General features: G+C 60.3%; 10 protein-coding genes. 7 read left to right on the forward strand and 3 right to left on the reverse strand.

The window, feature by feature from the left end:
* Positions 1-33: 33 nt before the first annotated feature.
* Entirely contained in the window at positions 34-1,281 is a 1,248-nt protein-coding gene (locus BLW69_RS07940; RefSeq protein WP_092661259.1) for an NAD(P)/FAD-dependent oxidoreductase, read from the reverse strand.
* Between the two features lie 287 nt (positions 1,282-1,568).
* Here BLW69_RS07940 and BLW69_RS07945 point away from each other — a divergent pair, with 287 nt between their 5' ends.
* From BLW69_RS07945 to BLW69_RS07970, 6 genes are all read left to right on the forward strand, one after another.
* Positions 1,569-3,035: an MDR family MFS transporter gene (locus tag BLW69_RS07945; protein WP_092661261.1), complete on the forward strand. Its 1,467-nt coding sequence runs from the start codon at positions 1,569-1,571 to the stop codon at positions 3,033-3,035.
* A 94-nt stretch (positions 3,036-3,129) separates the two neighbouring features.
* Positions 3,130-3,420, forward strand: a complete 291-nt coding sequence (locus tag BLW69_RS07950) for a hypothetical protein (RefSeq protein ID WP_062579170.1) — start codon at positions 3,130-3,132, stop codon at positions 3,418-3,420.
* Between the two features lie 608 nt (positions 3,421-4,028).
* Positions 4,029-4,787 (forward strand): ImuA family protein, encoded by a 759-nt coding sequence (locus tag BLW69_RS07955; RefSeq protein WP_062579172.1) that lies wholly within the window; start codon positions 4,029-4,031, stop codon positions 4,785-4,787.
* Entirely contained in the window at positions 4,705-6,219 is a 1,515-nt protein-coding gene (locus BLW69_RS07960; protein ID WP_175487254.1) for a Y-family DNA polymerase, read from the forward strand. Before BLW69_RS07955 ends, BLW69_RS07960 begins: the two co-directional genes overlap by 83 nt.
* A 10-nt stretch (positions 6,220-6,229) precedes the next feature.
* Positions 6,230-9,490, forward strand: a complete 3,261-nt coding sequence (locus tag BLW69_RS07965; RefSeq protein ID WP_092661264.1) for an error-prone DNA polymerase — start codon at positions 6,230-6,232, stop codon at positions 9,488-9,490.
* Between the two features lie 246 nt (positions 9,491-9,736).
* On the forward strand, positions 9,737-10,042 hold the full coding sequence (locus tag BLW69_RS07970) for a hypothetical protein (protein ID WP_062453746.1): 306 nt from the start codon (positions 9,737-9,739) through the stop codon (positions 10,040-10,042).
* 84 nt (positions 10,043-10,126) lie between these two features.
* Here BLW69_RS07970 and BLW69_RS07975 read toward each other — a convergent pair whose 3' ends face one another.
* Together BLW69_RS07975 and BLW69_RS07980 are read right to left on the reverse strand one after the other, a co-directional pair.
* Complete coding sequence (locus BLW69_RS07975; protein ID WP_092661266.1) at positions 10,127-11,893, reverse strand: putative bifunctional diguanylate cyclase/phosphodiesterase; 1,767 nt, start codon at positions 11,891-11,893, stop codon at positions 10,127-10,129.
* A 48-nt stretch (positions 11,894-11,941) separates the two neighbouring features.
* The gene (locus BLW69_RS07980) at positions 11,942-12,571 is read right to left on the reverse strand and encodes a GGDEF domain-containing protein (protein ID WP_244476072.1); all 630 of its coding nucleotides are present in this window, start codon (positions 12,569-12,571) and stop codon (positions 11,942-11,944) included.
* Positions 12,572-13,205: 634 nt separating this feature from the next.
* On the opposite strand from BLW69_RS07980, the gene BLW69_RS07985 reads away from it, so the two are divergent.
* A complete protein-coding gene (locus tag BLW69_RS07985; RefSeq protein ID WP_092661268.1) occupies positions 13,206-15,020 on the forward strand; it encodes a site-specific integrase in 1,815 nt (604 codons plus the stop codon).
* Position 15,021: the final 1 nt, after the last annotated feature.

A 15,021-nucleotide genomic window follows, 5' to 3' on the forward strand; every position in this document is an offset into this window, starting at 1 on the left:
TTCTCCTGCCGCTAGACCAAATGAAGAAGAGGGTCAGACGTTAAACCGCTCCGGCCTGTAAGCGGATATGTCGATCCGGGTCTTTTCGCCCATCATCGCTTCCGCGATGACCTGACCCGTGACCGGACCGAGCGTCAGGCCGTGATGCGCATGGCCGAAGGCGAACCACAATCCGTCGTGACGCGGCGCCTTGCCGATGACAGGCATCATATCCGGCGTGCAGGGGCGGGCGCCCATCCAGGGCTCCTTGTCCAGCCGCTCGCCAAGCGGAAAGATCTCACGGGCGACCGCTTCGGCGCGGGCAAGCTGAACCGGCGTCTTCGGCGCATCGCGGCGCGCAAATTCGGCACCGGTCGTCAGCCGGATCCCCTGGTTCATCGGGGCCAGGAAATAGCCGCGCTCCGCATCCATCGTCCAGCCGTTGAGCTTGGCATTGCCCTTTGGCGCATAATGCATGTGGTAGCCGCGCTTGACGCCGACGAGGAAATTGTAGCCGAGCGGCTTGGTCACCGTGTCCGACCACGGACCAAGCGCGACCACGACATCCTTCGCCTCGACCACGCCTTCGCCGGCAATGATGCGCCAGCCGGTCGCGGTCTTCGAAAGGCTCTTTGCGTCACCCGTCAGAACCCTGCCGCCAAGCTTTTCGAACAGCGCCACATAGGCACGCGTCAGCGCGAGCGGATCCTTGACCGCCCACGGGTCTTCCCATTTCAGCGCGCCGATGAAATCGTCGGAGAGATTGGGTTCCGCAACCGAGAGTTCTGCCGGGGTCAGAACTTTGAAGGACAGGTCGTATTCACGCTTCAGTCGGTCGGCCTCGCGCACCGTCTCGTCGAGCTTGGCCTGCGAGCGGAACACTTCCTGCCAGCCGTTCTTGGCAATCAGATCCTCGGCGCCCGCCTCGCGGATCAGTTCGTCATGGGTGGCGATCGAATGCTCGATCAGCGGCGCATAGGCGCGGGCGATCAGCTCATGCCTCGGCACATTGGAATGCCACCAGTATTTTGCCAGAAACGAGGAGACCGACGGCATCGCGCTCCAGTGAAAATGCGCGTCGATGCGGTTGTTCCTGGCATAGCGCAGGATCTGGGCGAACTGCTGGGGAAAGCTGTAGGGGACAACGCCCTCGCGCTGGATCAGGCCGGCATTGCCGTAGGAGGTTTCCATCCCGGGCTCCCTGCGGTCCACCAGGGCGACCGATTTTCCCCGTCGCGCCAATTGCAGAGCCGTCGAAACACCGATGATGCCGGCGCCGAGAACGATCACATCCGCTGCCATGATATTGAATCCATATGAGATAACTGAGCAGGTCACCATGACGCCGGGTCAGGCGCAGCGCAAATGAAAATTGCAGCGGCCGCCTGGATATCCAAGGGGTGAGGAGCGCTTGTGGAACTTGATCTAAATCAAATATAGCTTGACGCAACCAAGTTTGCGCTCCTAAGTCGATGACGCACTGACGGCCACCAGAACTTGCAGATGCACGCTTTGCAGACGCAATATCCTGCCGCGACCGCCGAATTTCTCTCTTGTCGCGCCCTCCGTCAGGGCTTCGGATTTCACGCATGTCTGAAAAAGTCTCCCATCGCGGGCTCGTCGTAGCCGCGATCATGGCAAGCATGGCGATGATCGCCATCGAAGCGACCATCGTCTCCACCGCCATGCCGCAGATCGCAGCCCAGCTCGGGCAGCTCAATCTCTACAGCTGGGTGTTTTCCGCTTTCCTTCTGTCGCAGACCGCGCTGACCGTCGTCTTCGGCAAGCTTTCCGATATCTACGGGCGAAAGCCGATCGTGCTGGCTGGCATCGCCGTCTTCCTGGTCGCCTCCATCCTCTGCGGATTTGCCTGGTCGATGCCGTCCATGATTGCCTTCAGACTGCTCCAGGGCATCGGCGCTGGCGCCATTCAGCCCGTCGCGATGACGGTGGTGGCCGATCTCTTTCCGGGCAGCCAGCGTGGAAAGGTTCAGGGCTATCTGGCCAGCGTCTGGGCGCTCTCGGCCGTGGTTGGCCCGCTGCTCGGCAGCGTCATCATCCATAACCTGCCCTGGGCCTGGATCTTCTGGATCAACGTGCCGGTCGGCCTTGCCGCTGCCGCAGCCTTCATCCTGTTCTACCACGAGGAAAAGCACACCCGGACGGTCTCGATCGATATCCTGGGCGCCGTGCTGTTTGCCGTATCCATCTCGGCGCTGATGATTGGCCTCACGGTCTCCGAGACCGGATTTTCGACGTCCGCGATCGTCTCCTTCGTCCTGTTTGCCGTGTCGCTTGCGCTGTTCATCTGGCAGGAGCGTCGCGTCGACGAACCGATGGTCGCGCCGGATCTCTGGCTCTACCGGCCGATTGCGGCCGCAAACATCTCTGTCTTCTTCGCCTCCATGGCGATCATGGGGCTCACGACGTTCCTGCCCATGTATGTGCAGACCGTGCTCAACCAGTCGCCGCTGGTGGCGGGCTTTGCACTGACCATGCTTCTGCTCGGATGGCCGTGCGGCGCAACGATCGCTTCGCGGAACTTCACCCGGTTCGGGCTGCGGCCGATCATGCTGGTGGGCGCCGTGTTCGTCCCCGTGGGAACCTTCCTCCTGACCCTGCTGACGCCATCCAGTTCGGCGGTGCTTGCGGGTGCCGGCTCGCTCGTCATGGGCTTCGGCATGGGCCTTCTCAATATCGGCGCACTGATCCTCACCCAGGGAAGCGTCGCGGCCTCGCAACGTGGCAGTGCCACGGCGTCGAACGTCTTTTCCCGCAACCTCGGCAGCACGCTGGGCGCGGCGATTCTCGGGGCGGTTCTGAGCTGGGGCCTTGTCCATACGACCAGCGGACAGGCGATCACGACCGACCAGCTGCGTGCTCTCCTGAACGGAACCGGTCTCGTGAGTGGCGATGCCGAAGCGGTTCGCCTTGCGCTGCAGGACGGCCTGCACGCGACCTTCCTGACCATGCTCCTGTTTGCCGTCCTGATCGTGCCCGCTTGCCTGTTCGTGCCCCGCGATGCCGTCCACAAGGACGAGCCCGCGCCGGCCTGAACCTTGAAATCTGGCGCCAACATGCCCATTTCGCTGTGAACGGGGCCCTATCGGGACCGATATCGTCACAACGACTATTAAGGTGGGTGGCACGATGCAGCAGATGACAAAGACAATTCGGGACCTGACGATCGAGGAGCGCGAAGACGCGCTGATCACCATGGCGCACGCGCTTGAAGGCGCTGCCAGAGAAGCCCTGGTCGAAGGTAACCGCCAGTTCGCTGCGATCTCCGGCAACATGGCCGAAGCGATCTTCATCAACGCCGATCAGCTTGCACGCGATCACGTCGAGGAAGCCGAACAGGTTCTCGAACAGGCCGTCCAGATCATGGTCGAATATGAAGCTGAACACCCCTACCGGATCGTCAGCACCGCGATCCACTGAGGACGGCGGCACGGCGGGCGACGGGCAACCTTGCCTGTCTCCCGCATTCTCTCGCAGCGGAGAAGACGCCACCTGATGCGGCAAGCCTTCACTGGTCTCCTATACAAAACGTCTGACATTGAACGCCTGCAAATCCAACGTCGAGTTCCTCGGCGATGGCACAGATGGTAGCGTTGTGCTCCTTGGTGTCTGCGGGAATGGGAAAGAGCCAAAGGGCGGCGGCTCGTGGGCGGATGGCCGCAGACGGCCATAGTCCCGCATGAGCGCGAGTGTTCATCCCCTTTGGCTCTGCCACACATCGCCGAGCCACTCTGTTACATTCTTGATATGCAGATTGGGCGATTTGAGAACGGAAAGTTCTCACGGTTTTCGTGTCGCCCTAGCCCAGATCAAGAACATGCAAAAAATCTCAAGCACTCCATCGAGCCTCTCAAGCCGCCTACGAAGCTGATTCAGAACGATGAATCTTCACCGGCGCTAAAATGCCGAGAGCTATCCCGTTCTGACCCCGCTTGACTCTTCTGTCGCGGCGGAACAGAAACAGAACACCAACATTCTTTGGGACATGAAGTCCTGTGCAACGCGAACCTTGAGGAGGGCCGTGAACGATGTCGCATGCCCCTGCCTCAAGGCTTGTCGAGGAACTGAGAGACCGGATTGCGCATCTGGAAGGCAGCGTGTCGCGCAAGGCGCTTGTGCTGCCCTTCGGGGTGCCTGACGTCGACGAGCGATTGCCGGGCGGGGGGCTTGCCTATGGCGCATTGCATGAAATTGCAGGCGGCGGGGCGGGTACAATCGATGGTGCCGCGGCCGCCCTGTTTGCGGCAGGTATTGCGGCCCGGGCCAAGGGAAAGGTTCTCTGGTGCCTGACCCGGCCGGATCTCTTTGCGCCGGCGCTGTCGCAGGCCGGGCTTCACCCCGACCGCGTCATCTATTGCGAAGCCGATAAGGAGGAGGACGTGCTTGCCTCGATGGAAGAGGGGCTGTCCTTCGGGGGATTGGCGGCCGTCGTCGGGGAACTGGTGAGGCTGCCGATGACCGCGTCGCGGCGTCTTCAACTGGCTGCCGAGAAGACGGGGACGCTCGGCCTGGTCGTCCGGCGCTGGCGACGGCAGACGGAGGCCTCCGACTACGGTCAGCCGACGGCGTCCACAACACGCTGGAGGATCAGCACCCTGCCGTCCGAGCCGCTTCCTGTCGCCGGCGTGGGGCGGGCGAGGTGGCTGGCGGAATTGATGCGGGTAAAGGCGGGGCAATGTGCCGAGTTTGAGTTAGGAGCCTGCGATGCCGAGGGTCGTGTCTGTTTACTTCCCCTATCTAGCAACGGATCGGATACGTCGACATGGCGAGGAAGCCGTGTCGGTTGACCAGCCGCTGGTCGTGGTCTCGCGCAGCGGCTCGAAACGCTGGATATCGGCAGCCGATACGGCTGCCCGCAAGCTGGGCCTCAAAGTCGGCATGGCTGCCAGCAAGGCACAGGCGATGATTGGCAACCTTCATATGGTGGACGCCGATCCCGTTGCCGACGCCGCAGCCGTCGAGCGCCTGGCGCTATGGGCGCTTCGTCAATACAGCCCCGTCGTTGCCGTGGATGGAACGGATGGCATCGTCATGGATACCGAAGGTGCCGATCACCTTCAGGGTGGTGAAGAGCTGCTGATCTCCGGCGTTGTCAACGGTCTCCGCGGCAAGGGCCTGACGGCACGTGCCGCTGTCGCCGATACCTGGGGCGCGGCGCATGCACTGGCGCGACTGACGACGAACGAAACGACGGTGGTGCCGCGCGGTGATGTCACCAAGGCCGTGATCGGACTTCCAATCCACTGTCTGCGGCTTGCGGCAGATACGATCCAGGCATTGCGCATCCTGGGTATCGACACGGTAGGAGAGCTGTCGGCACTGCCGCGTGCGCCGTTGACACTGCGATTTGGTCCGGAGGTCGGACGCCGTCTCGATCAGCTCTTCGGCCGTCTTGCAGAACCCATCGATCCGTTGCGCACGCCGGATCTGGTCGAGGTGGCGCGCAATTTCCAGGAACCCATCGGTGCGCCCGATACGATTGCAAAATACGTCCGCCGGCTGGTGGCGCAACTGACGGCAAAGCTGGAGGAGCGGGGGCTGGGCGTCCGGCGTTCCGATCTGATCATCCATCGCGTCGACAACACACGCCAGTGTCTTCGAGCAGGACTTGCCAAGCCCGTGCGTGATCCTGCCCGCCTGACAAAGCTTCTCTGTGACCGTATCGAAAAGATCGACCCGGGTTTCGGCATCGAGCGGATGGTGCTGGTGGCGGTCATGGCCGAGCCGCTGGAAATAAAGCAGGTCGCAAACGCGCTGGTGGAAGAGGCGGTGGTGGATGTGACACCACTTGTCGATATTCTCGGCAACCGGGGCCAGCGCCTTTACCGCATCACGCCGGTCGCCTCCGACGTTCCGGAACGATCTCTCCGGCGGATCGGACCGACGGCCGTCGAGACGGGTGCCGAGTGGGCAGCCAGGTGGCCGCGGCCGTCACGGCTGCTGGCTTATCCCGAAGAAATCGAAACCATGGCTGTCCTGCCCGACCAGCCGCCAGTCGTCGTCACCTGGCGCGGCAAGCGCCGCCGCATCGTTCGTGCCGATGGGCCCGAGCGCATCTTCGGCGAATGGTGGCTCCGGCCGCGCGAAATGCAGGCGGTGCGCGATTACTTCGTGGTCGAGGATGAGCACGGCGATCGGCTGTGGGTCTTCCGCGCCGGCGACGGCGTCGATGCAGGCACGGGGTCACACAAATGGTTCCTCCACGGCATCTTCGGGTAAGGTTTGAACTATGCGCTATGCCGAACTCCAGGTGACCACGCATTTCTCGTTCCTGCGGGGTGCAAGCTCCGCGGAAGAACTGTTTGCCACGGCCGCCGCACTGGGCATCGACGCCCTTGGTGTCGTCGACCGCAACTCGCTTGCCGGCATTGTCCGGGCTTGGGAAGCGGCAAAGACAACCGGGGTGCGCCTGGTGGTCGGCTGCCATCTCGACCTCACGGATGGCATGTCGCTGCTCGTCTACCCGACGGACCGGCTCGCCTATTCCAGGCTCACCCGGCTGCTGACGCTTGGCAAAAGTCGGGGCGGCAAGGCCAAGTGCATTCTCGACCTGTCTGATGTCGAGGCCTATAGCGAGGGTCTGATTGCGATCCTCATTCCCGATGAGGCGGACGATATCTATGCGGGTCAGCTCCGCAAGGTGGCCGCAGTCTTTGGTGACCGCGCCTATGTCTCGCTCTGCCTGCGGCGGCGTCCGAACGACCGGCTGCGGTTGCATGATCTGTCGAACTTGGCGCAGCGTCACAAGGTGAAGACGGTGGTGACCAACGATGTGCTCTTCCACGAGCCCGGCCGCCGACAGCTTCAGGACATCGTCACCTGCATCCGCAACCGCACCACCATCGACAGCGTCGGCTTTGATCGGGAGCGGCATGCTGATCGCTTCCTCAAGGCGCCGGAGGAGATGCACCGCCTGTTTGTCGATTATCCCGAGGCTCTCGCAAGAAGCCGCGAGATCGTCGAGCGCTGCCGCTTCGACATGAGCGAGCTGCAGTACCAGTATCCTGAAGAGGCAATTGTGCCAGGGCTCGACGCCCAGCAGTCGCTGGCCAAGTTCGCCTGGGAAGGTGCTGCGGCACGGTATCCGGAAGGCATTCCCGACAAGGTCCGCAAGGCGATCCTGCACGAACTCGACCTCATCCGGAAGATGAACTACGCCCCGTACTTCCTCACCGTCTTTTCCATCGTCCGCTTTGCCCGCTCCAGGAACATCCTCTGTCAGGGCAGAGGGTCAGCTGCCAACTCCGCCGTCTGCTATTGCCTCGGGATCACCAGCATCAACCCGGAAACAGGAGACCTCCTGTTCGAGCGCTTCGTTTCGATGGAGCGTAACGAGCCGCCGGATATCGACGTCGACTTCGAGCATAACCGGCGCGAGGAGGTCATCCAGTGGATATACGAGACCTATGGTCGCTCGCGCTCCGCCCTCTGCTCCACCGTCACCCGCTACCGAACCAAGGGTGCGCTGCGCGATGTGGGCAAGGCGCTCGGCCTGCCCGAAGACCTGATCGGTCCACTGACCTCCGGCGTCTGGGGCTGGTCGAAGGATGGCATCGGCGAAAAGCAGCTCAGGGAAAACAACATGAACGCGTCCGACTACCGGCTGCGTCTGGCGCTCGACCTTGCCTCGCAACTCATGGGAGCGCCGCGCCATTTGGGACAGCATCCCGGCGGCTTCGTGCTGACGCAGGACAGGCTGGATGATCTTGTCCCCATAGAGCCCGCCGCCATGGATGACCGCCAGGTGGTGGAATGGGACAAGGACGATATCGACGCGTTGAAGTTCATGAAGGTGGATGTGCTGGCGCTTGGCATGCTGTCCTGCATGGCCCGCTCCTTTGAGCTGCTGGCGGAGTACAAGAACGAAGCGATGGGTCTGGCAGACGTTCCGCAGGAGGATCCGAAGACCTACGCGATGATCCGCAAGGCGGATACGCTTGGTACCTTCCAGATCGAAAGCCGCGCCCAGATGGCGATGCTGCCAAGGCTCAAGCCACGCACCTTCTATGATCTCGTGGTTCAGGTCGCCATCGTCCGCCCTGGCCCGATCCAAGGCGACATGGTGCATCCCTATCTGCGTCGGCGGGAGGGCAAGGAGAAGGTGGAGTATCCAACGCCGGAGCTCGAGGCGGTGCTTGGCAAGACGCTCGGCGTCCCGCTCTTCCAAGAGAGCGCCATGAAGGTTGCCATGGTCTGTGCGGGTTTCAGTGCAGGCGAGGCGGACCAGCTGCGTCGGGCCATGGCGACCTTCAAGTTTACGGGCGGCGTGTCGAGGTTCAAGGAGAAGCTCGTCACGGGCATGGTCAAGAACGGCTACTCTCAAGACTTCGCGGAGCGGACGTTCAGCCAGCTGGAAGGCTTCGGCTCCTATGGCTTTCCGGAAAGCCATGCAGCTTCGTTCGCCCTCATCGCCTATGCCAGTTCCTGGATGAAGTGCCATCATCCGGATATCTTCTGCGCCGCTCTCCTCAACTCCCAGCCCATGGGGTTCTATAGCGTTGCCCAGATCGTCACCGATGCCCGCAACCACGGGGTGGAGGTCCGGCCTGTCTGTGTCAATCGGTCTCGCTGGGACTGCACGATGGAGGAGACCGGAAGGCCCGGCCGCTTTGCGGTTCGGCTCGGTATGCGCATGGTAAAGGGGCTGCCGCTGAATAATGCTGCCAGAATTGTTCTTGCCCGTGTTGACCAGCCTTTCGAGAGTGCCGACGACATGTGGCGGCGATCCGGCGTGCCGACAGCGTCGCTGGTCAAGCTGGCAGAGGCCGATGCCTTCCTACCGTCGTTGAAGCTGGAACGGCGTCAAGCGCTCTGGGACATCAAGGCGCTGCGCGACGAGCCGCTGGAACTATGGGCGGCAGCCGCAAAGCGTGAAGCAAGGGTCGTTGCCGAGATGCAGGAACCCGACGTGTCGCTCAAGTCGATGAAAGAGGGCAGGGAAGTCGTTGAGGACTATTCCCATACGGGCCTCAGCTTGAGGTCGCATCCTGTGTCTTTCCTGCGTCCGGAACTGAAGAAAAAGCGGATCGTCACCTGCGCCGAAGCGATGGGTGAGCGCGACGGCCGCTGGCTCTGGACGGCGGGCCTCGTCCTCGTGCGTCAGAAGCCTGGTAGCGCCAAAGGCGTGATGTTCCTGACGCTCGAAGATGAGACGGGCGTCGTCAATGCCGTCGTCTGGCCCTCGCTATTCGAGAAGCAGCGCCGGATCGTCATGTCGGCTTCGATGATGGCGATCCATGGCAGGATACAGCGCGAAGGCGAGGTCGTGCATCTGGTCGCCCAGCGCCTGTTCGACTTTTCCGGCGATCTCTCCAGTCTCGGCGAGCTTGGCGGCGACTTCCCCTTGCCGTACGGCCGTGGCGACGGAGCCAAACATGGCAGCGGGCCTGATCCCCGCGACAATCCGAAGCCTGTCATCCCGACGCGCGACATCTATATCCCGGATCTCCACATCGACACGCTCAAGGTCAAGTCGAGAAACTTCCATTGACCGGCAAGGATGTCAAAGACAGCGTTGTTGATATTGCTCTCAAGTCTGTCCCGTTTTGCCTGTGCTCCAGCCGGTTACGGCTTCCCTCACAGGGTTGGATCGGCGGGTTGCGTATCCGCACGAATTCGTCCGTGTCATCCATTCCAGGACTGACTGCGGACGTTGATAGCGTCGGCGCTATGCCCGCTTGAACGCGTAGACCAGGCGCATGCGGGAGAAGGCGCATGCTCACGATATGTCTATTTGATGGATCAAAGTCAGCCCTCCGGTGTTGTTGAAGACAGAACGGATTATGGGATGACCGTTCTCCGGAGGCCCGCTATCGTGAAATCACGTATCGAAGTCGTCAATGCCGTGACGGATGTTTTAAGACGGTTGCGGGTCAGGCCGCCATCGCAGGTCAAGTTCGGGACGATCGCGAACACGCCCGCGACCACCGGATATTCAAGAAACGAACTTCTGAACGCGCTCTACGCCCTGGAACATGAAGGCGTCATAGCATTGCATCACGACAACAGTTTCAGCGTCTTGAAATCATCGACCTTGATCTAGCTTCCGGCAGAGCCGACACGCTTGAAACACGATGCGCGTTGGAATTTCGACATCGTCTGTTTCTCGTGCCGGCAGCCTATCGGATCAGCATGCGATCTGGTGTTCCATTTTTCTCTCGAAGAACCATTCTTCGAATGCGGCTGGAGACAGCGGCTTTGCAAAAAGATACCCCTGCGCTTCATCACAACCCATCTTGCTCAAAGCCTCGGCCGCCTCGGTCGTCTCCACCCCTTCCGCCACGACCTGGTAGCCCAGGTCGTGCGACAGCTGGATCATCGATCTGACGAGATTGGTTTCGCGAAAGCCATCATCCATGCTGCGGATAAAGGATTGATCGATCTTGACCACGGTGGTCGGCAAGGTCTGGAGATAGGACAGGCTGCTGTAGCCCGTGCCGAAGTCGTCGATCGATAGTCGGACCCCGCCATCGGAAAGCGCCTGCAACTTCGCCAGCGCGTTTGCCGCGTCCTTCATGATCGCGCTTTCGGTGACCTCCAGCTCCAGCATCGCCGGCCGGATACCATGTCTCAAGAGGGACAGTTGCACCCGTTGAACAAAGTCCGGTTCATCGAGGTTTGCCGCCGAGATATTGACCGATACCGGAACGATTACCCCCCTGGATTTCAGGTTGCCGGCTTCGCGCAGAGCGGCATCCAGAACCCACGCGGTCATCTTGCCTATATGTGGAGACTGCTCGATGATGGGAGCGAATTCGCCGGGGGATATGGCTCCCAGTTCCGGATGGAGCCAGCGCAGGAGGACTTCTGCTCCGACGCAATGGCCATCCGGCAAACTGACACGCGGCTGGAACACGATCGATAGCTGATCGCTGCCTTGAAGGGCGTTGTCGAAATCCTGCAGCAGACGGAAACTCCGCTGGTAGCGATCGTCACTGGCCTGTGAAAAGACCGCGACATGTGTCGCTGTCAGACGAGCGTCCTGCGCTGCGCTGCTCATGGCACGCAGGAAATCCGACGGCGTGGTGTCGGGTTTGAGCGGCGCGACGCCGATTGCCGGCGTCATCAGAAATCTGAGGTCCGACTCGTCGTCCAGGTCACCCAGCAGCTGTCTGAGGTAAACCATGCAGTCGAGGCCTGCGATATTTCTGTCCCTTATGAACGCAAACTGCGTCGTGGAGACGTGATAAAGTGTTGTTTTGCCGCCAACGATCGCTCTGAGCCGCTGTGCGGCATCGCGCACTTTCGCATCGATTTCGGCTGTTCCCATCACGCGGGAAAGGTCGTCAAGCTGCCGCGTCTCGGCAAGGTCGATCAGGACACCGGTATAGGCCGTCCGCCAGGCCGGTCCTCTGAGAAGGTCGCTCACGTCCTCGGAAAACTGGGTACGATTGGGAAGCCCGCTGACCGGCTCGATCCTGCCATACGCATGTTGCAGTTCGATCTGGGCCATCACCATTGCGGCAAGGTCCTGGAGACTGGCAATCTCGTTTTCGGTGGTCTCACGCGGCTCGGCTCCAAGGACACACAAGGCGCCGAGACAATGCCCCTCGCGCGTCGTGAGGGGTGCTCCCGCGTAAAAACGCACGCCTGTCTTTGCAAGGACACTGTCGTGGTAGTGCGCATCCTTGGACAGGTCCGGAACGACGAGAAGTTCGGTACTCTCGGCCACTGCCGCACAGGGCGCCTTGTCTCGTGGAATAGACTGGTGCTCCACCCCGACACGCGCCTTGAACCACTGCCTGTCGGAATCGGTTAGCGATATGGCCGCGATCGGCAGGTCGAATATCTGGCTCGCCATGCGCGTGATACGGTCGAAGCTCTCACTTGCTGGCGTATCGAGCAATTTCAAAGAGTGCAGAGCGGCGAGACGGATTTCCTCATTGGTTTTCATGTAATATCTCAGTCGTAATGTCTTTTCGGGATAAAGTTGGGACGGCGTTTAAATTGACATTCTCACGAGGTTGCGGCCTGACGCCTTTGCCTCGTACAGACGGCGATCTGCCGTCTTGAACAGTTCTTCGTAACTGGTGTTTTCGCGGAAGGTGGCCCCGCCGATGCTGACCGACAGCAGCCCTTCGCCAACGTCCCTGGGGAAGGGCAGTGCGCGGATCCTCTGTCTTATCAGCTCGGCCGTGCGCGACGCCGTGTCATCGACAACAGCCGGCAGGAAGACGGCGAACTCTTCGCCGCCGACGCGTCCGACAAGATCTGCCGGCGACAGAGTTTCCTTGATAGCCCCAGCAATCAACTTCAGGGCCTGGTCACCCGCCTGATGCCCGTGACTGTCATTGATTGCCTTGAAATGATCCGCATCAACGATCAGAAACGATCCCGTTTGCGGAAGCGATCCCGCCCGCGCTCTTTCCAGATAGGCTTCGACCAGCATTTCGAATGCACCGCGGCTAAGCACGGCGGTAAGACTGTCTGTCGAAGCAAGCCGCTGCAGCTCCACCTTGGCCACGGCGAGTTGCCGGATCTTCTCCAACAGAAAGTAAAAGAAAGGCCCGCCGATCAGGGTCGGGAGCAGGATGTCTGTCGCGAGTGCGCGACGAAAATGATCCTGCGACATCTCCGCGAAATTAAACGAGTCGGCCAATACTGCGGCGACAACGCAAAGAGCTGTGCCAAGCAGTGTCCCTGCAAACACACGAAGTCTCGAAGTCTCTTGACGGATAAGGTGGACGAACGGCAATGCTGTACCCAAGATTCAGACCTTCTGAATTAGCATCTGCCTATTAAGAAAAGCGCTATATCAAACACTCAAATCGTCTCGATTTGGTACGTAGATACCCGTACATGTGGGGCTTGTTCCATGCGCGGCAAATTCGGATTATCGACAGTGAGATCTGCTCGGGTCATGACCGGTTGAACTGCTCACGGAGTGTGCTGGCAATAGGCTCTTTTCGAAGTTGCGCTAGGACATTGTTCCCAATTGCCGGACGGTCTCTCGGGCAGTCGTCGCGTGGACGAGTTGAAGCTGCGAAGTAATACCGAGAAATGACGCGCAACCAAACGCGACACCATTGGCGCTGAGAGTTTTGCAACGACCGCGATTGTTGTCGGGGAGAATTGGCTGGGGAACCTGGAAAGTAATCCAACTTTCAGTAAGCCCATGTTGCGAAACAAACCATTGCAAACAATCGGCTTATTTTCTAGGACTGTTCCGGTTGGGTGTTCCGGAATAGTGATACGGATGGGTGATTTTGGCAAGAGTTACATATCTCGAACGGCGAAACGCTACCTACTATGCGAGGCTGGACGTCCCGCTCGATCTCGTCGGCCATTACGGCACCACCACGCGCAAAAAGTCGCTGCGCACGAAGGATGAAAACGAAGCAAAAAAGCGCCTCTGGCCTGTAATAGAAGGTTGGCGCGCTGAATTCGAAGAGGTTCGCGCGCGCCGGGAAATTACCTCGGACGACAGGGCGATCGCCGTCTGGCAGCACTACGAGGCTACGATAGACGGTTACGATCGCAAGCAGCGGTCGATGCCCACGCCGGAGCAGATGGACGCCGAGCTACACCAGATCTATCGCCAGATCGATATGGGGGAGATCACGTCCGAGAATTTCTTCGGCATGATTAATGCCTACACCGACTATGAACTCATGCTTCGCGCACGCACCGATGACACAAACCTCCGTGCGCGGCGGCTGAAGGCGCTGAAGAGCGCGCTTACAGCCGGCGATGCGAAGTTGATCGAACCTGCCGTCAAGAAGTTTGTTGCCCAGCATCGGCTGCTTGTCGACGCGGGATCCGATGAATACCGCGAGCTCTGCAGCTTGATGACACGGGCGGAGATAGAGGGGCTGCAGCGCACCCTGGAGCGTGACGCAGGAGATTTCTCGGGCGCTCCGAAAGATCCCGTCGTCAAGCCGGCGAGCGCTAGCGCCCGCGAGGCGGCCGCGCCGGGCGAGACGATCCTGGAAGTGTTCGAGGAATACGCCCGCGAGAACCCGAACCAGATCAAGTTGGACACGCTGGCACAAGCTCGACGGGACGTGGGACTGTTCGTTGAATACGTAGGCAGCACATGCCCGGTGCATCGTATCGATAAAAAGGCAGTCCGCGAGTGGAAAGCGCTGTTGCTGCAATATCCAGTGAAGGCGAGCGAGACGAAGGCATTCGAGGGCATGAGGCTTGCGCAGATCGTGAAGCACAACGAGACGGTGAAGAAGCCTACTATCAGCACGGCGACCGTCAATCGCTATCTCTCGGGCTTCAGCGCATTTTGCACTTGGCTGGCGAACCATGGCTATATCGCTGCAAACCCTGCGGCTGACATGTTCTTGAAGAAGTCCAAGGAGAAGACCACGAAGCCGTTCACGGTCGCGGAAATGAATGCCCTGTTCAAGTCGCCGTTCTTTACCGGATGCCAAAACGATGAGGCGCCACGGTTCTGGAGCAAACCTGGAAACGTCCTCATTCGCGACCACCGCTATTGGGTGCCGCTCGTGATGCTTTATTCCGGTGCGCGTCCTGCGGAGATTGCGCAACTCGGTGTTGACGACGTGCGTGAGGATTGGGGTCACTGGATAATGCACATCACAACCGAAGGGGACGGCGAGAAGTCCGTTAAGACTGCCGGTTCAATGCGCGTGGTGCCGGTGCATCCAGAATTGATAAAGCTGGGTTTCCTCGACTACCACGCCAAGACAAAAGAGACAGGCGACAAGCGTCTCTTCCCCTTTGCCGAGCGGAATGATCGCGGTCAGATGATTGCGGACTTCAGCCGAGATTTTCCACGGTATCTAACAAAGATTGGCCTGAAGGATGGCCGCGGTTTGTCCCTTTATAGCTTCCGGCATGGCGCTGCCGATGCGCTCCGTCGTGCGGGTTTTCTTGACGAGCAGTTTGGCTTCATTCTAGGCCACACTTCCGGAACGATGACACAACGCTACGGCACCCTGCCGCAGGGGATGCTTGAGGATCGAGTCAAGCTGGTGAATTCGATCGCCTATCCGGGATTGATCTTGGATCACCTTAGGCCGTCAGATGCGCTGGAGAGCGCGGCATAGC

The organism is Rhizobium sp. NFR12, assembly GCF_900108545.1.
Classification (GTDB): domain Bacteria; phylum Pseudomonadota; class Alphaproteobacteria; order Rhizobiales; family Rhizobiaceae; genus Neorhizobium; species Neorhizobium soli.

Excerpts from the sequence above, each read along its gene's own strand:
- BLW69_RS07940 (WP_092661259.1), bottom strand. The coding sequence starts at position 1,281 with ATGGCAGCGGATGTGATCGTTCTCGGCGCCGGCATCATCGGTGTTTCG.
- BLW69_RS07945 (WP_092661261.1), top strand. The coding sequence starts at position 1,569 with ATGTCTGAAAAAGTCTCCCATCGCGGGCTCGTCGTAGCCGCGATCATG.
- BLW69_RS07950 (WP_062579170.1), top strand. The coding sequence starts at position 3,130 with ATGCAGCAGATGACAAAGACAATTCGGGACCTGACGATCGAGGAGCGC.
- BLW69_RS07955 (WP_062579172.1), top strand. The coding sequence starts at position 4,029 with ATGTCGCATGCCCCTGCCTCAAGGCTTGTCGAGGAACTGAGAGACCGG.
- BLW69_RS07960 (WP_175487254.1), top strand. The coding sequence starts at position 4,705 with ATGCCGAGGGTCGTGTCTGTTTACTTCCCCTATCTAGCAACGGATCGG.
- BLW69_RS07965 (WP_092661264.1), top strand. The coding sequence starts at position 6,230 with ATGCGCTATGCCGAACTCCAGGTGACCACGCATTTCTCGTTCCTGCGG.
- BLW69_RS07970 (WP_062453746.1), top strand. The coding sequence starts at position 9,737 with ATGGATCAAAGTCAGCCCTCCGGTGTTGTTGAAGACAGAACGGATTAT.
- BLW69_RS07975 (WP_092661266.1), bottom strand. The coding sequence starts at position 11,893 with ATGAAAACCAATGAGGAAATCCGTCTCGCCGCTCTGCACTCTTTGAAA.
- BLW69_RS07980 (WP_244476072.1), bottom strand. The coding sequence starts at position 12,571 with ATGTCGCAGGATCATTTTCGTCGCGCACTCGCGACAGACATCCTGCTC.